Annotated in this window: 19 protein-coding genes and 1 pseudogene; 1 reads left to right on the plus strand and 19 read right to left on the minus strand. The window is 61.7% G+C overall.

From position 1 onward, the window contains the following. Positions 1–2 precede the first annotated feature (2 nt). The 15 genes and pseudogenes from virB11 to OKW40_RS09045 form a co-directional block, all read right to left on the minus strand. Complete coding sequence (gene virB11, locus OKW40_RS08975) at positions 3–1,130, minus strand: P-type DNA transfer ATPase VirB11 (RefSeq protein ID WP_184057220.1); 1,128 nt, start codon at positions 1,128–1,130, stop codon at positions 3–5. After that, complete coding sequence (gene virB10 / locus OKW40_RS08980; protein WP_429489352.1) at positions 1,127–2,344, minus strand: type IV secretion system protein VirB10; 1,218 nt, start codon at positions 2,342–2,344, stop codon at positions 1,127–1,129. The genes virB11 and virB10 overlap by 4 nt, the downstream gene beginning before the upstream one ends. Continuing rightward, entirely contained in the window at positions 2,337–3,173 is an 837-nt protein-coding gene (locus tag OKW40_RS08985; RefSeq protein ID WP_429489354.1) for a TrbG/VirB9 family P-type conjugative transfer protein, read from the minus strand. The genes virB10 and OKW40_RS08985 overlap by 8 nt, the downstream gene beginning before the upstream one ends. Continuing rightward, positions 3,170–3,886, minus strand: a complete 717-nt coding sequence (locus tag OKW40_RS08990) for a virB8 family protein (protein ID WP_429489356.1) — start codon at positions 3,884–3,886, stop codon at positions 3,170–3,172. Before OKW40_RS08990 ends, OKW40_RS08985 begins: the two co-directional genes overlap by 4 nt. Positions 3,887–4,063: 177 nt before the next feature. Then, a pseudogene (gene virB5, locus OKW40_RS08995) lies at positions 4,064–4,772 on the minus strand (P-type DNA transfer protein VirB5). Then, positions 4,769–5,926 carry a type IV secretion system protein gene (locus OKW40_RS09000; protein ID WP_184057232.1) on the minus strand — a complete coding sequence of 386 codons (1,158 nt, stop codon included), beginning with the start codon at positions 5,924–5,926 and terminating at the stop codon, positions 4,769–4,771. Before OKW40_RS09000 ends, virB5 begins: the two are co-directional and overlap by 4 nt. Next, the gene (locus OKW40_RS09005; protein ID WP_429489359.1) at positions 5,923–8,412 is read right to left on the minus strand and encodes a VirB4 family type IV secretion/conjugal transfer ATPase; all 2,490 of its coding nucleotides are present in this window, start codon (positions 8,410–8,412) and stop codon (positions 5,923–5,925) included. Before OKW40_RS09005 ends, OKW40_RS09000 begins: the two co-directional genes overlap by 4 nt. Position 8,413: 1 nt before the next feature. After that, positions 8,414–8,734 carry a type IV secretion system protein VirB3 gene (locus OKW40_RS09010; RefSeq protein ID WP_184067738.1) on the minus strand — a complete coding sequence of 107 codons (321 nt, stop codon included), beginning with the start codon at positions 8,732–8,734 and terminating at the stop codon, positions 8,414–8,416. A gap of 13 nt (positions 8,735–8,747) precedes the next feature. Continuing rightward, positions 8,748–9,089 (minus strand): TrbC/VirB2 family protein, encoded by a 342-nt coding sequence (locus OKW40_RS09015; protein ID WP_184057238.1) that lies wholly within the window; start codon positions 9,087–9,089, stop codon positions 8,748–8,750. Positions 9,090–9,124: 35 nt separating this feature from the next. Further along, on the minus strand, positions 9,125–9,772 hold the full coding sequence (locus tag OKW40_RS09020; protein ID WP_184057240.1) for a lytic transglycosylase domain-containing protein: 648 nt from the start codon (positions 9,770–9,772) through the stop codon (positions 9,125–9,127). Next, complete coding sequence (locus OKW40_RS09025) at positions 9,769–10,347, minus strand: hypothetical protein (RefSeq protein ID WP_429489361.1); 579 nt, start codon at positions 10,345–10,347, stop codon at positions 9,769–9,771. The genes OKW40_RS09020 and OKW40_RS09025 overlap by 4 nt, the downstream gene beginning before the upstream one ends. Beyond that, entirely contained in the window at positions 10,340–11,188 is an 849-nt protein-coding gene (locus tag OKW40_RS09030) for a ParA family protein (protein WP_429489363.1), read from the minus strand. The genes OKW40_RS09025 and OKW40_RS09030 overlap by 8 nt, the downstream gene beginning before the upstream one ends. Positions 11,189–11,648: 460 nt before the next feature. Then, positions 11,649–11,975, minus strand: coding sequence for a hypothetical protein (locus OKW40_RS09035; RefSeq protein WP_184057246.1), 327 nt, complete (start codon positions 11,973–11,975; stop codon positions 11,649–11,651). Next, entirely contained in the window at positions 11,972–12,214 is a 243-nt protein-coding gene (locus OKW40_RS09040; RefSeq protein WP_184057247.1) for an AlpA family phage regulatory protein, read from the minus strand. The genes OKW40_RS09035 and OKW40_RS09040 overlap by 4 nt, the downstream gene beginning before the upstream one ends. 1,024 nt (positions 12,215–13,238) lie before the next feature. After that, positions 13,239–13,799, minus strand: coding sequence for a hypothetical protein (locus OKW40_RS09045; RefSeq protein ID WP_184067720.1), 561 nt, complete (start codon positions 13,797–13,799; stop codon positions 13,239–13,241). Positions 13,800–14,094: 295 nt separating this feature from the next. Here OKW40_RS09045 and mnmH point away from each other — a divergent pair, with 295 nt between their 5' ends. Continuing rightward, positions 14,095–15,153 (plus strand): tRNA 2-selenouridine(34) synthase MnmH, encoded by a 1,059-nt coding sequence (gene mnmH, locus OKW40_RS09050; protein WP_184057251.1) that lies wholly within the window; start codon positions 14,095–14,097, stop codon positions 15,151–15,153. On the opposite strand, the gene OKW40_RS09055 is transcribed toward mnmH, so the two are convergent. The 4 genes from OKW40_RS09055 to OKW40_RS09070 form a co-directional block, all read right to left on the minus strand. Then, positions 15,079–16,110 carry a fatty acid desaturase gene (locus tag OKW40_RS09055; protein ID WP_429489367.1) on the minus strand — a complete coding sequence of 344 codons (1,032 nt, stop codon included), beginning with the start codon at positions 16,108–16,110 and terminating at the stop codon, positions 15,079–15,081. The genes mnmH and OKW40_RS09055 overlap by 75 nt on opposite strands. Continuing rightward, positions 16,094–16,834 (minus strand): autoinducer binding domain-containing protein, encoded by a 741-nt coding sequence (locus OKW40_RS09060; protein ID WP_429489369.1) that lies wholly within the window; start codon positions 16,832–16,834, stop codon positions 16,094–16,096. Before OKW40_RS09060 ends, OKW40_RS09055 begins: the two co-directional genes overlap by 17 nt. 38 nt (positions 16,835–16,872) lie before the next feature. Beyond that, entirely contained in the window at positions 16,873–17,163 is a 291-nt protein-coding gene (locus OKW40_RS09065; protein WP_184057257.1) for a hypothetical protein, read from the minus strand. A 725-nt stretch (positions 17,164–17,888) separates the two neighbouring features. Next, positions 17,889–18,116, minus strand: a complete 228-nt coding sequence (locus OKW40_RS09070) for a helix-turn-helix transcriptional regulator (protein ID WP_184057259.1) — start codon at positions 18,114–18,116, stop codon at positions 17,889–17,891. Positions 18,117–18,422: the final 306 nt, after the last annotated feature.

The raw sequence follows: 18,422 nt of genomic DNA on the forward strand, positions 1-18,422 counted from the left end.
TTTCACCGGAAATCCGCCTGATGGCGACGCAGCGGATCGAACCAGATTTCCGTCATCGACCATCGCCGGCCGGTCTGCTCACCTGACTCATCAAAAAGAGCCGTGGCATCCATGTGCGCCACCACATCGATCGTCATGAAGAGCAGCCGGCGCAGTGCCGCGTCATCCCACGTCGAGGCTTCCGGGTGTTCCTTCGCCATCAGCGCGAACCGCTCGATCGCGACCGGGGCGCTCGATGCGTGGTAGCTCGTGATCGAGCCCGAATGGCCCGTGGTCAGGAGCTTCAGAAAGTCGTACGCCTCGCTGCCGCGCAGTTCAGCGAGCAGTACGCGGTCGGGGCGCATGCGCATCGTGCTGGCGACCAGGTCCGCGGGCGTCACCCGCGCCTGAGCGTGTCCACCCTTGCTGTAGATCAGGTGCACGCAGTTCTCGATGTGGCGTATGAAGAGTTCGCGCACATCCTCGATCGTCACGATGCGTTCGGTGGCCGGAATGTACCGGCACAGCGCCTTCATGAAGCTCGTCTTGCCCGAGCCAGTGTTGCCCACGATCGCGAGGTTCAGCCGCCCGCGCACCGCCCGCTCGAAGAAGGCCGGGAAATCACGCGCTTCGAGGTACCTGGCGAGTTCGCGATCGAGAGGCCGTAGCGCCGGCATCGCCTCATCAAGTCCAGCCGGGCGGCGCCACGTGGTGTGCGCGAACAGGCCCTCGCCTGCATACGCATCGAGCGTTTTCTCGCGCGAAGAGGGACGACGGATCGTCACCGACACGGTACGCGGAGGTACCACCGGCGGGATCACGATCTGGATGCGCGCATCACCTGGCAGCAGCGCGGAGAGCACTGGATGCAGCGCCGAGACCTCCTGGTTCGTGAGCGTGGCAATCGCGACCGCGAACGACATCAGGCGCTCGAAATCAAGGTCCGTGCAGTCGTGCACATGCCATCCGAGATGGGTTTCGGTCAGCACGCGTTGTGGCCGGTTGATCACCAGCTCCGTGACCGTCGGGTCATCGAGCAGCCCCGCGAACGGCCGCATGAGCTCGCGTACCGACGCGTCCTCTGCCAGCCTCGGCAGTGGGACATCGGCTGACACAGGTGCGTCGCTCAGGATGTGGGCCGGCGCGTTCATCGCGAGCCCTCCGGATCGAGCGCATAGACCGCACTGAAGTCCAGGTCCCGCGCGACGACGATCGTGAACTCGGCCCCCTGGTTCTGCGACAGCGTGGGCGGGATGTTGATGGTGCTATCGAGTACACGTGAGGCCATGTCATTGCCCTGCTGCTGCGTGTTCTCGAACACCACCGAGCCGTTGCTGTTGCCGCCACGCGTCGCGAGATAGCCGATCGCGTCCTGCGTCATGCCGAGCAGCATGGCCGCGCCGATCCGTTCGCCCCAATGGTTGTTGACATAGCCGCTCACGCCCATGCGTCCGAGCGCGTCCGCGGCCGGTGAATCGATCTCGACCGTCACCCCTTCGGGGGTCTTGATGCGGGCCGAGAGGATGAACACCCGCTTCTGCCCAGGCGCCAGGTTCGAGCGGTACTCGCTGTTGATCTGCGAACCGCGTTCAATCAGCACCACATGGCCGTCATCCGAATAGACGTTCTTCGTCACCGTGCAGGTCGAGATACCCGCCTGGGTCGAATCGAACGCGGTATCTCCCACGCAGTCGATCTTGGCGCCTTCTGCAAGGACCAGACTGCGGTTGCCCAGAAAGCCCGCGCGCGCTTTCGGCGTCACGGTCGGCGTCAGCGCCTGGGCAAGCGGACTGCTGCCCTGGGGCTGGCTGACCATCACAGCAGTCGCGCCCGGTGAAACGCCCGGTGTTGATGCGGCAAGCTCCGCCGCTGCGTTGGCGGGACCATTGCTTCCGCCTGTGCTTCCGGTGGCGAGCAGCGGCGCGTCGTAATAGCTGCGAGCCGGCGCGGTATGGACAGGAGTGTGGGGCGTCGCGGCGGCAACGGGGGCCGACGCCGCGGCACTCGCTGTGACCGGGCTGCCTGGCACTGCGGCAACTGCTGATGCCGCTACGGTCCCGTCGCCGAACACCCGCCCCTGGGACGGCTGGTCCTGCACGGCGTCTCGTCTGGCCTTTTCAGCCGCATCGTGCCGCTCGAGAAACCCGTGTATCGTCCAGACCGCTCCGCCGATCAAGACCGCTACGACCACGAGCGGCGCAAGCCACCAGGCACGGGGCCGACCACCCTGCTGCCCCAGCTCCGGCATGCCACGATCGGCTGGCTGGTTCGCAAGGTCACCGTTTACGGTTCCTGCGACCTTTGCGGTGTCGCCCTCGGACACAACCTCGGGCGCAATCACATTGCGCGGCGTTTCCTCATTCATGGCCGTCGCTCCGCAGGACACGCTTCACACCGCTCACCGTCGTGCCATCCGCAGGCGGCACCCCGTCCACGTCGAACGCGTCGTTCCACAGACCGACCACCTCGTCACCGAGACGCAGCACGAAACGTCGCGCGAGCTCATGCACGACGATCACGTCGTCTTCCATCTGCCGGTCGACGACGCTTTCGCTGTCGTTGCCGGCCACGCGGAAGATCGCAGGGATACGTCGGTTGTTGGGAATGCGGATATAGGTAAAGCGCCCGTCATCCCACGCCGCAGTAGGCGCGATATCCTCCGAATTCGGCATCACCTGCATCGAGTAGGCGGTATTGCGCACCACCGGCGACTGGTCCAGGCGCGCGCGTACGAGGGCAGCATCATCGACGGCCTTTGTCTTCGCGGCTTGCGTGTCGGGATAGACGAAGGTGATGCGATACATCTTCTCGTCGTTGGCGAACCGGGCCCTCAGCGGCAGCACCACGAGGTCAAAGCTGTAGCTGCGTCGGTCGGTGCGGACCTCAAGGTTCGTGTCGTGCGCGGCGAGCTCGGGCTTGAGGTAGACGTCGTGCTCACCCCGGTTTGCGACCACCTGCCATCCGTCCCGGTCGCCAGGGGCCACGACGAGAACGTGCTCGGCCGGATCGAGCGCGATGTGCGTCGCGAAACCGCGCTGTGCGATGATCCGCACCACCTCGTCCTGCCGGTACACGACCTGCCGCACACGCGGGTCGCTGGACCAGCCGGGCACGTCGTACGCGCGGGCGCCACCGCAGAGCGCTGCCAGCGTGGCCCCCAGCACAACGGTTCTCACCAGGTTGTACAGTCTCATCGCACACCTCCCGGGACCGACTGTGACGCCGGCGATGACGCCGCAGGGGTGTATTCGGGATCGCGACTGTAAGCCGTCACCCTGAAGCCGAACGGGTTTTCAATCGCCGTGCGCTCGCGTGTAAAGACGGATGGCCGGTACGTGAAGGCCAACGTGATGACGAAACGCTGCGGCGGCTCCACGTTATCGATACCGTTCTTCCACGTCGTGCGCTCGATATGCACGACGGCATGCCCCGGTTCATCCGGCACGAGCGTCGTCGAGAGGATGCGGATGCGCCGCTGTGCGTTTGCCCCAAGCTGCCGGTCCAGCGCGTCCGGTCCGCCGTAGATCGCCCGGTAATCACGCGCGACCCGGTCGTCGCTCATGTCGAGCACGCGGTCGTAGTCCATCTGCAGCAGGCCCCAGTCGTAACGCTCGCGCGAGCCCACGTACACCTCGACCCAGTGCTTGTCCTCGGTGTCGCGCATAGGGATGTGCTTCGCGTCCAGCACGTCGATCACCTGCGCTTCGCCCGTCAGCCGGTCAACCTCGATGGGCAGTGGCACGAGCCGATAGAAGGGGATCATCACAGCCAATGCGATGGCACACAGGATGGCCACCACGACCGAGGTCGCGGCCACGTACCATGCCCGACGCTCGGACCGCTCCTGCAGGTGCGTGACCGACACCTCGAAATCGAGCGCCCGACGATAGTCACGGTCACTGCTCATGACTGCCCCCATCCGGTGGGGGAACGGGTGGCACGCGGTTCACCGGAACACGGTGCGAGCCATCCGGCAGGACGGGTTCAGGTGGGCTTCCGGCGCACCCATTAATAAGCATTACTAACTGCACGACAACAACCGCAGCGATGGAACGGACCATGTCAATCTCCTCAGTTGCCGAACTCAGTTTCCAAAGCTTGCGGGTACCATCTGGTCCTGCAACCGCGCGGTATTACCGGCGTGCTTGAAGACGAGCTCCTGCTGCTGCCCGGCGATGAGCCGGTCTTCGGAATCGGCGAGCATCCTGAAAAGCTGCAGCTTCGTCATTTCGTTGCCGACCGCCGTGCTCTCAATCTGGATGCGAGCCTGCAGTTCGGAAATCCCCTTCTGGTCCTGCGTGACGTCGATCTGCTGCATCAGGCCCTGGATCTGGTCGAGCTCCTGGAGCGCCGTCTGGTACGCCTGTGTGCCGAATGCCTTGTCCTGGAACGGCTTGTTGAGCGCGCGCTGGCAGACCTGCTGGTCGACACCACTCTGGTCCTCGCAGTTGTAGATCTCGCTCGCCGAGCGCAGCGTCTGCGCACTGCCGGTGAGACCCGCATATCCGCCGTTCCCCGATCGCCGTGTAAACTGACTGCCAGTTCGATGGCAGCGAGTTCGACAGAACCGGATTGCTCATCAGGGACCCAAATCCACGGGTGCCACTGAGCGACTGATACAGCTGGAGCTCCTGCTGCACTTCCTCCTTCAGTTGCCCGACAGTCGCGATCGCCTGCACAACGTTCTGTGCGTCAAACACAGGAATGCCCTGGGCACGAACCACGGAAGACAGGCAGCCGGTCGCGGCGATTGCGCCTGCTATCAGAGCGCGCCGTACATGTGAGGTGGTCATGATGCAGACTCTCCATCGTTTCCCCGATCGCCCAGGTGCTCGCGGGCCGCACGCTGGTAGGCTGGCATCGAACCGCTTCCCGCTCCGCCATCCGAAATCTTTCCGCCCGGCCGGCGTGGACCGTGCCCGAAGCGCATGACGGCACCGACGCCGCGAAGCGCCTGGCGTGCGGCATATCCCGCAACGAATGCGCCAAACCCCGACAGGGTGGCGCCACCAGCCAGACCGGACGCGACCGCAGGCAGTTGCCATCCGACAGTGGCCAGCAGGAGGCCCGTGACGCACATGCCCAGTCCCGCTCCCCAGGACGCTGCGCTGTCGAGTGCGCTGTGAACAGCCGCTGTCAGCGAGGACGCATTCGCATCGGGTGCCGAGGTCGTCACCTGGAACGGCGCGAGATCGGCGGAGAACGCGGTCAGCGCCATGCCCAGAAACGCCGCAATGAGTACCTGCAACAGCGCGTAGTTCGCAATCTTCGCGGTCCATGCCTCGAAGAAGCGGGCTGTCGGGCTGAATGCGCCACATGCGATGAACAGGGGGCCAAGCCCAAGCACCAGCTCCAGAAGCATCCTCGCCATCAGCACCTCGAATGCGAGGACGATCAGGAAGACCGAGGCACCGAGCGCGGCTACCAGCCCGCAAAAGAAATCGCCGATGCCCGCCACGATGCCCGCCATGCTGAAGCCTTCGTGCGTCGCCTTGTTGAAGTAGGCATCCATCACGATGTCGATCTGCCGGTCATAGCAGTCGAGGGTCTGGTAAATGGAGGACGCGCTCGTACCCGTCACGCTGGCGCCACTCACCGTTCCGCAGCCGGCATTACCCGCCCCGGCATTCGCGGCCGCCGTCTGGATCGTCTGGGCCAGGCCTGAGGTAGCGCCCTCCACCGCAGTAACTACCTGCGACTGGTAGATGCCCGCACCGAGTGCAAAGGCGAGCATGATGGCCACCTTCATCCCGCGCCACGCAAAGGCGGGTACCGACTCATGGGCCTCGCCGCGCACCACGGCGAACCCGTACACGATGATCCAGATCGTAAGCGCCGTCGTGACGACCGGCACCAGCGCACTGGAGAGCGCCGACGACACGCTCGTGACGTACGTCGACATGCCGTTTTCGAGCGTGCCGCCGACCGCTGTGAAAAGGCCGCTCATCGTGTACCTCTTCCCGACACACGCGGGGCCAGCGTGTTCAGGGCGGCTCCCGCAGCACGCCGTCGCGCCAGCCGTTCATGAAACACGGGAAGCCACGCAGCGGGTTCGTCGCCCACCTCGGCACGGATGCCGTCGAGCAGTTCGACGTTGTCCGTCGTACCCGACAGCACGTCGAGCACGTCGCCGAGTCCGCCGAGATCCAGTCTGCCGATCGCCGAGTGGTGTCCCTGCTTGACAAGGAACAGGCGGCTGTTCTCCTCAAGCGTGCGAACGATATTGAATTCGGCCTCGGTGAGCTTGAAGCCGTGCACGTAGTCGTCGTAGTCCGCCCGCGGATTGGGCAGGAAGAAGAATGTCGCGGTCTGCTCGATGAGCGCCCGCGCGATAGGGCTGCGCAGGACGTCCGCCGGCGACTGCGTGTCGAAGATGCCCAGACCGTTCTGCTTGCGGATGGTCTTCTGCTTGTTGTTCGCGAAATCCGTAAATACCGGGTCCCCGAGGCGCTTCCAGAACTCGGTCATCACATAGATGAAGCGCCGCCCGTCGATCAGGCTTTCGGTTAGGTGCAGCAGGTACATCGTCACCGGCGTCGACACCTCCGGATCGTCCAGCAGTTCTGTATCGTCGAAGCCGAAGAGCTGGTTGTGGCTGAAATCCAGCAGGTCCGACGGGTTATCCAAGACCCAGCCGAGCCGGCCGCCCGCACACCACCTGGTCAGTCGCGCATGCAGGCTGTTCTCGCCCACGTTGGGCATCAGCTGCCGCACCATCGACAGGCGCCGAAGCGGCTGTGCCATGCGGGCCACTTCCCGCACGGCACGCGAAACGTCGAGCTCATCCCTGGCCGAAAGCGGTGCACCCGTGTCGACGAGCCGGTGCACGAGGCGCTCCCAGAAATCCAGTACCGCCTCGTCCGGTTCGAGCTGGAACGGATTGAGCCCCGTCGGGACACCCCGGTGAAAGACGGTGTAGCGGCCGCCCACCGCGCGGATCGCGATCTCGGTACCGCGGTCCTTGTCGTAGACAACGCCCGTGACGCCATACTTCATCGCCATGGCAAGCAGGAACAGCTCAAGTACCGTCTTGCCCCCGCCCGCCTGCCCAATGATCTGGGTGTTGGCGAGTGCCTTCTCGTCGGCCGATTCCTTCTTTTCCGCAGTCGCGTGGAAGTTCAGATAGAGCGGCTGGCCGCTCGGCGTCTTGACAATGGTGATTGCCTCGCCCCACGGGTTGCCGTCGCGCTTGCCCGTCGCGAAGTTGTGCAGGCTCGCGAGCCCACAGAAATTGCGCGAGGTGAGCTTCGCCTCCCGTGGCCGGTAGCGCCAGTTGCCGGGCAGCTGCGCGAACCACGCCGCGTCCGCCACGAGGTCGACGAGCGCGGTCTGGACGCCCACGTCCGCGAGCTGCGTGCGCGCCTTCGCCACGTGCCGCGCTACCTCGTCCGGGCGGTCCCCGAGCACGGCAAGCGAATAATGGTATTCGCCTAGGACGAAATCGCCATTGATCAGGTCGTTCAGCGCCTGGTCCATCGCCTCGACCTGTGACACCGCGACGTCCTCGCCGGCAATCAGCTGGTTGCGCTGTCGCTCAAGCGCTTCCTTTGCCGTGGGACGGTCAAGGATCGTGAAGCTCTGCGTCTCGATGTACTCGAAGTCGCCGTAGAGCAGACCGTCGAGCATCCCGGGCTCCGTTTCTTCCGGGTAGTCCTTCAGGTCGAGCAGCGCCGCGTAGCGCGTTGCGCCCGGCATGCGGATCTCGACCTTCTCGGTGCGGAAGAAAAGTCTCGACGTCGGCAGTGCCTCGGCAATGCGGCCTGACGGCACCGGCACGGGCTCCCAGGCGGCGTTGACGAGATAACCCAGAAACGCCAGTGCCGCCGAGAAACGCACGGGCCGCTGCGTGTGGTGGATCTGCTTCGCGTCGCGAACCTGGTTCCTGTAGACGCCAAGGGCCACCGGATCCCACGGTTTCAGGCCCGATTCGACCTGCGCGGCGAGTTCCGCCATCACCTTCAGCGCCTCATACTCGTCCCGCCTGATATCGTCGGCGGTGCGACGGGCTGCGTGACTGAAGATGCGCCCCAGACGTGTGCGGTGCGGCCGGTAGACGACCGTCAGGTACAGCTCGTTGGACATCATCCGGTAGCCCGCAAAGCTCGCGTAGTACCGTGTGGCAAGCTCCTGGCAGAACGGGTTGCCGTAAGGCGTGGCGAAGTGGTCAGTCACGCGCCGGCGGAGCCGATGGGACCAGAGTCCCACATGGCCACCCGGCAGGCTGCGCACGAGCTGGTTGAACCCTTCGTGACGCACCAGGATGTCACCTGGATCGGCCGCCTCGAAGGCAATGCCGGCGATCTTCCACACGCGCAGATAGTCGCCTTCCCGCGTGCGGATCACGTGGTCGGTCACGTGCGATGAGAACGGCACGAAGTCCGCGAGCACGACCTCGCGTTCGGCCACATCGATGAGGTGCGGTTGCGCAGCCATGTTAGCCCCTCCTCTTGACGCGAACCGGCACGTAGGCGTGCGCGCCCCACAAGCGGCGATTACGCTGGCGAAACGCCATACGAACACACAGCACACACTGCGCAAGCCGCTGGTCGTCGTGCCGCGTGACCGAACGCATCGTCACGAACACCGGAACGAGGAGCAGCACGATGCCGACGCCCACCGGCGGGCTTGCGAGCAGCGCCCAGATCGCCGGAATCAGGATGCTGCCGCCCATCATCAGGAACGGCACAAGCGGCACGCCCCACAGCATCGCGGGTCGTGTGCAGCCCTTGAAGACGGGATCCCTGAGCTGGTCCATGTGCGCCTCCGGATCAGCTCGTCGGGATCAGCATCGCTGCGATCACCGTGGCGCAGCCCACGAACAGGCCGCCGATGAACACGTTGGCGATATCGCCAAAGCGCGCGTGCTGGAACATCATCTTGAAGCCCGCCCAGATGATTGAGATCGAGCACACCACCGCACCCACGCTGAGTAATGTGGTCTGGATCGTTGTCAGCAGAGTGTTGACCTGAGAGAGCTGCGCATATGCCGGCGTCACCGTCAGTGCCAGCAGGGGCGCAATCGCGAGCCCGCGCCGGACGGCTCGCGCCGACCCACGCATCCACGTCTCCCGTGGAATATTTCTCCATTTGATTTGTAGTCCTGATTTCATGGGCTGCTCCTGTTACACACATGGGTCTCGCTTGGTCAGAAGACGACCGCGCTTTCCTGCGCCATGTCGCCGGGTAGACCAGTCTGGCGATTTCGTCTGCGGCCGGTGGTCGAAGGCGTTCCATCCGGGATGCGCGACGGACCGGAACGCGCACCCTGCGGACTGGACGGAATGACGCGAATGGGCGGGACGTCGGCGGCAGTCGCCGGAACCACCGGATCAGGGAGCGCAGCTTCGGCGACGACCCTCTGCACATAGCCCGTGCGAAATCCCGTGGAAAAGTCGCCGCTCGCGTAGCACGACAGCCCCGCGCGCAATGCGTCCTGCGCTCCTGCATACTCGTGCCGCGCGCGCTCGAAGCAGCCTTGGAGGATGGCCGCGCCGGCGGCGAGATTGCGGCACGGATCGAAGACGATCTCCGGCGTCAGGCCGAACCGGATCCAGTTCGCCCGGTTTACCTGCGCGAGACCTGCGCTGTAATCCCACCTGGCCGCCTCCAGCGCGCGCGCCGTCGCAACGGCCTCGTTGAGGTTCGCTGGCTGGCGCTCGAGGCGGCCATGGACAACCCCGATCGAGTACGGGTTGAAACCCGACTCGACCCGCACGATGGCTGCCATCGTGGCGGGTGCCACGGCCGGCGCGCACTGCTGTGTCAGGGCCAGGAATGCGGTGAGTGGAATCATTCGCCACCTCCCTGACCGCCCGAGCTTTCGTACTCCCGCTCCAGAAAGAGACGTGCGGACTGGGTCGGCTCGTACGGGATAGCGGTACTGCCGGCTCCGTAGAACTCAGTGATCGTGCGGTCTGCGCCTCCCGCGTCCCACCACACCCGCGTGTACAGGGCGCCGTCGATTTCGACATTGATTGCGCCGCGCGCATTGCATAGCAGCTCACTCTGCTTAGGGCCGCCCCAGTACAGCAGGTCGTCGCGGCAGTACCCGGTGCCCGCAAAGATGTTCACCGCCGACGTCCCCTGCGAGCCACCTGCACCGAAGTCACACGCCGGAAAAGGATCGCCATGGCGCAAGGCTGTCCACAGCCTCTCGATCGGCGGGACACACTCGCCATACTGCTCAGGGCCACCGGGATTCGAGAGACACAGGATCACCTGGCAACCCCAGTCGTCGGCATGGGCAGTGCCAGGCGCCAGGATTGATGCACCGACGAATGCGGCGAGGACAATCAACCAGCGGCGCAACACCCGCAGCAGCCCGCGGCCGGCGATGGCAATGTCGAATGAGATGGCTGCGTCATGCATCGCACACCTCTGCACGACGAAGGGCAGGCATTGCACCGTTCCCGATTGCATCGAGCCGGCGAGCGAGGACCTCCAGACAGGCGACTACTGTCCGCGAGGATTCGGCTACCCGGACATCCTGCGCGGCTGGCCGGCCGCGCGGCACTGAGGAACCCGCGGCGCGCCCGACAGCTGTCAGGCGGGGCAGCCAGGCGTATCCGTGGGGAAAAGCCTGGTCTGCGATCAGCCATTCACGCAGCGTCGTTTCCATCACCTTCACCCACGCTTCTTCCATCGGTCCAGGGATTGCGACGACGGGCAGAAGCCCGACAAAGTGCAGTGCCGGATTCAGTCGCGCCCGGACGTTGCGGATCCCGTACGTGCCGTTGATGATTTCCGAGGCGCAGTCGACGCATCCCGGCGACATCGCTATGGGGCTCAGTACCGCGTCCACCAGCGCCTCTGCACAGACAGCGCGCAGGTCGGGCAGCACGGGAGTATCGATCAGGCACACGTCGAACCGCGGCGCCACCACGCATAGCAGATGACGAAGGTTCGCGTAGTAGCGGGTGCGGGCGGGATCGTCACGCGAGCGCAGACCGTCGACGGCGTCGCCGCTGAACACGCGAACGCAGCCGCCGGGTGCGGGTCGGGCGCGCCCGGGCGGGTCCGGCACCGGGTTGCCGGACCCGATCGCGTCATGCTGCCCGCTGGCGAGCATCTGTGCGCAGCGCGGCGGCTCGGCAAGGTCCAGTACCAGCACGCGCCAGTGATTGACGCGATGCAGGTGACGGGCAAGCAGGCAGGTCAGCATCGTCCTGCCCGAGTTACTCTTTGCCGAAATGATCAGAAGCGATTTCATGGTTCATCGTCCTCAGCCGCGCCCGCTGTCGATGAACCTGCGAAGAAAAGGAACCCGCGGCGCCAGAGAGGCTGACCGCGGGCTCAACGGGGGATCATTGCATCAGCGCCAGAAAGCAGAAAAGCCTGCAGATGCAGGCTTTTTGCGAATGCGTCACGGCACACCACGTCGTCGCATAGACATCGAACTGAGGGGCCGCTAACGCGTACTCGGTCGTGCGGGGCACGTTGACCGGATCAGATTGTTGGCTTCAATCTAGTTCAGCCCAAGACGCAATGCAAGCGCCCGGGAGAGCGTCTCCGCCTATCCATCTACCCACGTGTTCCATGGAGTTCTCTCGTGTTCCCAAAAAAATTTCACATCTTGGAGCTTCGACACCGACACCCTCCAGCGGAACGACGCCGCGCAGTAAAATGCCGGCCGCCCGGGGCACTATCGCCCGAAAACAGGCTCGCGCGTTTCATGTTTCTTCGGCGGGAGGTAGCCCGCTGGCACCAACTTCCTTCATCCTGCCGGCAAGGGCTTGCGCGAGCGCTAAACGCGCTGCCGCGAGTTCTAGGTCGAAGCGTTGCGCCGGCCGCCGGGCTATGCGCAGCCGTCGGCAAACAACCTCGCGATCGGCATGCCACAGAAAGACCATCCTCAGTATTTCCCGATGCGACGGATGCAACGTCTGCCATGCTTTCGTCACCAGCGCCGCATCGATCGGATCATAGGCACCGCGTGACACATTTCCCCAGTTCTCAAGTCGACGGGCGAGGGGCGCCTCGGCGAGGTCGCGGCTCATGGCAACGACTCCGCATCGTCCCGGTGTTCCGGCTCCGGTGCCCGGTAACGCGCCGGATTCGCGAGAAACTGCCCGATGTCAGTTGCGCGCCAACCTACCATCCGGCCCCCCAGTGATATTGCCGACGGAAACGTGCCGACCCGCATGCGCCGGTATATGGTTGAGCGTGATAGCCCCGTCTTCGCTTCGACCTGCCGGCGGCGCAATATCGCCCGAGATTCGTTGTCTTCGACGGACATGACTGCCCTCCTGTGTTTTCTTTCCGGCCCGGATGGCCGGACCACAGAGGGCATTCAAGCAGCGATTGCGTCCGTCAGCCAAACCCGTCTTATCGTCGGGAGGCACCGTCGTGAAAGCCTGACCGGTCACCATGTGAGACGAACCCCAGTCGGTATCTTTAAGAGTTACTAAACGATTCAGGATAGGTGCATTACGAAGGAGAAACGACGATGATCGGTGCCGATCCGGGACAATAGCTCGAAAGCTACGTTGCGCAGCTCGTCGAGTCCGGGTGATACGGCTCAAAGTGAGATGGGTCGCGAAGGCGTGTGCTCCATCCGGGATCGCGAGACGTAGCCCGCCTCGCTCGATGCCTCGATACCCGCGGCCTGGCCGATGCAGACGGTGGCCGGACAAATCCGGCCGACGAAGTAGTCGACAGGCTTGACTTTTCCGCCTCACTGGCGCCGGCCGAACGGGCAAGCGTGCCAAGACACCAGCGGATCGACAGGGACGCCAGAACTTCGTCCTCATACCAGCGCCCAAGTGTTGCCTGACGACACGCTGTGTTATTGCATCGTAACGCCGTGCAGCGTAAACGTCGATTCGCTTCGAAAGTAGTAGTCGTACCTAAGGGCCGCCGACGGATTCCCGCCCACGACACCAACACGCTGCCTGCTCCGACCTGTGGACTCGCCCCCACCTGTATGAATCGTCCGTAAGATCATTGTTGCCACCCGTTCGTACTGGACGTAGAACTGCGCTGCCCGTAACCGGTCCCCTTCCGGAGCCACGCGGTCCTCTCCCGTCACGCCGTTGGGAAAGAGCGACGCCGTATGAAGGCTCTGGACGGTGGCCGCCGCGGAAACGGCCCCAAGAAGTACAACCCATTCGCGCTGCAGTTGGCCTGCCCTGCTCTACATGGTACCGTTTCGCCCATGACGAACCCCGGTGCTTTCGCCAGCAAGGGCTGCGAACTACGGGGACCATTCAAGCAAGTGGATCAAGCGACGGGCAAACCCGTCTTACCGTCAGAGCGCCCCGTCAGGATCGTGGTCGCGTGTGATGACGACTATCAGCTTCTTTTAGCCAGTCAGGCCGAATCGCAGAAGCGTACGTCTGTCCGCTGCGCGACGCTTCTCCATTGGGCTGGCCCTTTAGGTTTAATCGTTTGTCGATCGCATGCGCGACCACAGACGACTTGGGCGGATTGTTCTCGTCATAGCTCGACCAGAACGTGTGCATGATATCGAACATCCCGGACAGAATTTCGGTGATGAACGGCAGGTGAATTGTGATTCCGTCGGACTGCTCCGACGGCCCCGCACTCGTGTACAGGCAGGCTTTCCACACTGGAATTATCGCACGTAGAGAGTCAATTTCCTCCTCCAGCCCTTCCTCGGTTGCATGATGCAACGCTACCGTGCGCAGCAGCGCCTTCCCCATCTCAGCTAATTGTCGATCCTTTTCTCGCAACCGCTCGGTTAGCCGGCGGACATCGGCCTCGGCCCGGTCCACGCGCCGCTGCAATGTGTTGAAGGTAGCCCTTGAGACGATTCCGTCGCAAGCGCCTGGTGCCTGGCACGCGTTATGTGAGTGATCCATGATCGTCCTCATTGGCTGCAGCGTTATGCCGCATCACTCTCTGCCCCCCGACGGGTCCGCTCAAAACTTTCCCGCATGACCAGATGGGCCGTCTCCTTCATCGACGGGCTTGGGCCTGTTGTGCAATGACGCGCCCTGCGTTTTTCTTGTTCGGTGACGCTTTGGTCCCACCGACGTAAAATCGGCTTATCTTCACAAAACTCAGTAAGCGAGAGTTTAATCCGTCACTCCTAGCATCGGGGCGATGCCATTTTGCATTGACTTTTCCAAAATACCATGCTAGAGAGGGCGAAATATGTATGATTTGGATGCTCTCAAGAAATTTGACCTGATTATCGACGCACGAAGCCCGCGCGAATTTGCCGAAGACCATCTGCCTGGGGCCATAAACCTTCCGGTCGTCTTCGACGATGAGTATGCGGAAGTCGGTACTACTCATCGCACCAATCCGATGCGCGCGTATCAGATCGGTGTCGCCTACTCCCTAAAGAACATCGCCCGGCACCTCGAGCTTCCGTTTTTTCGGAGCGATCGACGAATGTCAGTCCTGGTTTATTGCTTCCGTGGTGGGAAGCGAAGCAAACTTTGGACAGACGCTCTGGAAACCATCGGCTACAAGGTCGACAGGCTGCCGACTGGTTGGAAAGGATATCGAAATTGGGTGCGTCAGACTCTCGAAGAGGTCCCCGCGCACTTGCAGTTCAATGTGCTCTCTGGCCCCACCGGATGCGGAAAAACTCGACTGCTACTCGCGCTACGGACGGCAGGTGCACAGGTCATCGATCTAGAGGACCTTGCCTCGCACCGCGGCTCGATCATTGGGGCAATTCCAGGGCGAGCCCAACCAAGCCAGAAATTTTTTGACAGCCTTTTGCTTGCCGAGATAAGTCGTCTGGACTCGGCAAAGCAGATCTGGATCGAAAGTGAAAGCAAGCGAATCGGTCACGTCCAATTGCCGACTGCGCTGTTCCATAGAATGCATGGCGGACGTTTATTCGCCGTCGAGACCCCGATGCGCGAAAGAATTGCAATGTGGCGTCGCGAGTATCCCCACTTCGAAAGAGACCCCACGGGCCTAGTCACACAACTTGGCCACCTAAAAGCACTCGTAAGCGGGGCGACACTACAGAAGTGGGCGTCGATGGCTGAACGCCGCGAGATCGAAGCTCTCTTCGAGAGCATCATGGTCGACTATTACGACCCTGCGTACACTCGCTCGACGAAGCAAAATTATTTGCATACGGAGCACGCCATCAAGATACAACTTGAAACGCTTGACTCATCGTATCTCGCAAACGTCGCAAGACGTTTGATTTCTGAGAGTGACGCTCTGACGTCGCCTCCGCCTGAGTAAGACCTTCGTTCGTCGATTCATTATCGAAAACCAGAACGGCGAGAGAAGCGTCAACCAAAGCATTTGAAAGTAGCCACCCGGCAAAGTGGTTCGTTGCGCGGTGAGACTCTGATATGGCGTTTCACCGTCCTGATGGTGAGCATTATGGAAGCCGTTGTTCACGAGTAGGCAGTTCGACAACCAAAAGTCAACATCCCACGACGTAAGCGCAGTGCGCGAAATGTCAGCATCGAATCCGTAGTGCTGCATGTACCCGACTGCCTCAACGACAAACACGCTCACAACAGCGTATCCGATGTAGAAAAGCGCAATCTTCCATTGCAGAAGCGCGGCGAAGCCCAGCAACAATATTGCGAAAAGTGCATTTCGAAAAAGGCTATACGGTACCTTTCCCCCCGGATGGGAACGCCGCGAAAACGACGAGAGCAACCCCGCTGCATAGGAGCGTCCAACATGACACCATACCGTCGTGCCCAATGAAGCAGTCGAACCGAATTGCGGATTTCCAACATGTCGATGATGCAATTGGTGCGCAACCCGGTAATGCGGATAGCCGGCAACGACGAATGCCAGGTCACTAACGTGCTGCCATATTCTGGCTGGTCGGTGCGTAAGCTCATGCAGGTGTGCCATTGCGGTAGCGCTTAACACTCCGCACGCGACACCAAGTCCGACCAGTTCCACCCATGATGCAGTTGACGCACGGTACGCACCGATTCCGAGTGCCAAGGCCCAAGAGAAAGCAAACCAGGCAGGTACCTGATCTCCATCTGTTTTCTCGATGGCTTGTCCCGACTTGGGAGCTCCTCGCCCTATCGTTGCGTCCAGCGCAGGAACAACGAACAGGACCACAGCCACAAATGTCCAAGGGCGTCCGACAAAGAAGAGGGCGCCTGCAGCCGTGGGTAAAGTGAGCGAGAGCCAAAACGCTCTACCCGAGTTACGCCAGAAGGTCATTCATTTCCGCGAACTTAACCGCTTCTGAGATATGCGAAACACCAATCTTGTCCTTTATTTTTCTATAGTTTACGTAGACGGTCTGAACGGAGATGTCCATCTCGCGAGCAATGTCTTCCGCAGTAAATCCATTTTTAAGGTAGCCCACTACGCGGAGATCCATTTCAGTAATACCATGCGCCTCAAGGATCTCGCGTCTTGTCATCCGGATGGACCAATCGAGCAATTCCATGGCAAGTGCTCTGAAATACAATCGGTGCGCGGTCAGCCTCTTTTCCCCGACAGCCTGGCTATCGTCTGATCCGATGTACAGAACACCCATACGCTCTGTGGCGCTGGCGTGGACCGGCACCACGATCCCGCTTCTGAAGCCGTGTTTGCTTGCCGCGACGAGCATTTCGCGCTGGCCTTGTGTTTCGGCGACAATCTCGGACCCCGTTATTGGAGCGGTGTTGCTTCGCGCATACTCTAGAAACGGGTCAGTCATGTACCATTTATTGGCGTTATACATCTGACACCATTCCGGGCGGCAGCCAATGAGAAAGCGATGCGTCGCACGGGTAGCCGTTGTCGCGCTGGGATGGAGTGAAACGAACACGTACGACTCACCGCCAAGCGCTGTGACGATTGATTTGACGCAACTTGCCAGTTCAGAGTCGTCCTTGGCGACCATGAGCTCTTCGAAGAGACTGCCAACTTCAGGGGGCGCCTGTTGGGCAATCATTTCCTCACCCTCCTCAACCCCTTCAGGCGCTTGCGTAGCTATTCGGCCACGCGGTTTTCTACGAGGTGACGCCGAACTTCGTAATACAACGGAGCCAGTTCCTCCGAATACGGGTCCGCGTCTGCAAATCGGTGTAGATCGCCTAACGCAGAAATCGGCAGCACTTGGACAGATGCTGTTTGATCCCTTTCAATAAGCCGCCGTTCAAGCGAAAAACCGCGCGCCGTTTGGAAAAGGCTGAGCACGACGTGTTCCCCACCGAGATTGAGCCCGCGCTCAAAAACAAGACTCTTCATCATCGGCTCCGGCAGGGCGATTGCGATGACCACACGAAGAGCAGGCGATCCCTTCGGGATCGATTATCGAGACGCTCGTGATAAAGTCTTCAGATCCACAAGCGAGACATTCGACAATCAAACCGTCATACTCGGTGCCGCAGCACTGGCAAGTTAGGCGGTGAATCTCCCCCGCAGCGAGCACTTCCCAACAGTCTTCCATCGGGACGCCGCACTTAGGGCAAACAAAACCTAGTTCGGAGATTACATTTGTCATGTTCGAAAGCTTTATGAAACAATTCGCGTTCCGACAAGTAATGACTTAGCTTAGCACTGTCCTATTTCGTCTGCGCAATCAGCCACAATTTGCCGGTGGTTCCCAATCAACTGGAGCGCCACCTCACTGCAACAGCACCGAACCAAGTCTGGAAGGAGTGATATCACCTGTCTCGCGAAGACCGAGGGCTGGTGTACCGTCAAATCCTCGTAGCGAAATTTGCAATGCCAGACGAACTACACGAATCACCCTAGAATGGGAGCAAGGTACAGCGAAGGAAAGCTCAATGCCTTTACGAATCAAGCTCGTGAGGCCGCTTGGGGCGTGCCCTTACCGTTCACTATGGTTCCATACCGTACTGGAGAACCGGGGCGCCTTTGTCTGACTAGCAAGCAACTGCGTGCGTCGGTGGCGTCCCGCATAAAATACCTGGCAGTACGACGCACGGTACGTTTATTGCACGGATGACAACATCGCACTCGGACTACCAGAATAAGCCACTTCATCCTGGCCCGCGCCGTCCCGCCTCCATGCGGTTAGCGATCCATGCGTCAATCTCGCTTTCCAGCCATGCTACTCTGCCGCCGCCAATCTCCACCGGCCGTGGAAATTTCCCGACCGCCAGATACCGGTATACAGTGCTTGCACCGAGGCCAACGCGGGTACGTACCTCGCGAAGGCGAATCAGGCGCACTCTCGCGCCAGCGCGTTCGGCAATCTGTTCGTCCATTGTTCTGGCCCTCCCGACTACGTCCGGATAACCCCGGACATCGCCAATCTAGCTTGTCGCAGAAGGCGCTGCAAACTTGCGATGAGGAACAGGATTGCGGAAATCCGGAGCCACACTCCGAAGGCGATTTCCCCTCGATTCCCTGCTGTTCCCACTCTCCAGGGACGACGGGGCAATCCTCCCACCGGCAAGCCACCAGAGAGCGAAACTTCGCGATTTGCCCGAAACTAATCCTTGCGGCCCCTGAGAGATGCGTGCGCCAGGAAACCTACCTGTTCGCAGCGGCCGCGCCGACAAGGCCTCAGA

The organism is Paraburkholderia sp. RAU6.4a, assembly GCF_050435625.1.
Classification (GTDB): Bacteria; Pseudomonadota; Gammaproteobacteria; order Burkholderiales; family Burkholderiaceae; genus Paraburkholderia; species Paraburkholderia tuberum.

Excerpts from the sequence above, each read along its gene's own strand:
- OKW40_RS09005 (WP_429489359.1), bottom strand. The coding sequence starts at position 8,412 with ATGGCTGCGCAACCGCACCTCATCGATGTGGCCGAACGCGAGGTCGTG.
- virB11 (WP_184057220.1), bottom strand. The coding sequence starts at position 1,130 with ATGAACGCGCCGGCCCACATCCTGAGCGACGCACCTGTGTCAGCCGAT.
- OKW40_RS08990 (WP_429489356.1), bottom strand. The coding sequence starts at position 3,886 with ATGAGCAGTGACCGTGACTATCGTCGGGCGCTCGATTTCGAGGTGTCG.
- OKW40_RS08985 (WP_429489354.1), bottom strand. The coding sequence starts at position 3,173 with ATGAGACTGTACAACCTGGTGAGAACCGTTGTGCTGGGGGCCACGCTG.
- mnmH (WP_184057251.1), top strand. The coding sequence starts at position 14,095 with ATGTATGATTTGGATGCTCTCAAGAAATTTGACCTGATTATCGACGCA.
- virB10 (WP_429489352.1), bottom strand. The coding sequence starts at position 2,344 with ATGAATGAGGAAACGCCGCGCAATGTGATTGCGCCCGAGGTTGTGTCC.
- OKW40_RS09010 (WP_184067738.1), bottom strand. The coding sequence starts at position 8,734 with ATGGACCAGCTCAGGGATCCCGTCTTCAAGGGCTGCACACGACCCGCG.
- OKW40_RS09030 (WP_429489363.1), bottom strand. The coding sequence starts at position 11,188 with ATGAAATCGCTTCTGATCATTTCGGCAAAGAGTAACTCGGGCAGGACG.
- OKW40_RS09055 (WP_429489367.1), bottom strand. The coding sequence starts at position 16,110 with ATGACCTTCTGGCGTAACTCGGGTAGAGCGTTTTGGCTCTCGCTCACT.
- OKW40_RS09040 (WP_184057247.1), bottom strand. The coding sequence starts at position 12,214 with ATGTCCGTCGAAGACAACGAATCTCGGGCGATATTGCGCCGCCGGCAG.
- OKW40_RS09060 (WP_429489369.1), bottom strand. The coding sequence starts at position 16,834 with ATGATTGCCCAACAGGCGCCCCCTGAAGTTGGCAGTCTCTTCGAAGAG.
- OKW40_RS09015 (WP_184057238.1), bottom strand. The coding sequence starts at position 9,089 with ATGAAATCAGGACTACAAATCAAATGGAGAAATATTCCACGGGAGACG.
- OKW40_RS09020 (WP_184057240.1), bottom strand. The coding sequence starts at position 9,772 with ATGATTCCACTCACCGCATTCCTGGCCCTGACACAGCAGTGCGCGCCG.
- OKW40_RS09070 (WP_184057259.1), bottom strand. The coding sequence starts at position 18,116 with ATGGACGAACAGATTGCCGAACGCGCTGGCGCGAGAGTGCGCCTGATT.
- OKW40_RS09000 (WP_184057232.1), bottom strand. The coding sequence starts at position 5,926 with ATGAGCGGCCTTTTCACAGCGGTCGGCGGCACGCTCGAAAACGGCATG.
- OKW40_RS09025 (WP_429489361.1), bottom strand. The coding sequence starts at position 10,347 with ATGCATGACGCAGCCATCTCATTCGACATTGCCATCGCCGGCCGCGGG.
- OKW40_RS09035 (WP_184057246.1), bottom strand. The coding sequence starts at position 11,975 with ATGAGCCGCGACCTCGCCGAGGCGCCCCTCGCCCGTCGACTTGAGAAC.
- OKW40_RS09045 (WP_184067720.1), bottom strand. The coding sequence starts at position 13,799 with ATGGATCACTCACATAACGCGTGCCAGGCACCAGGCGCTTGCGACGGA.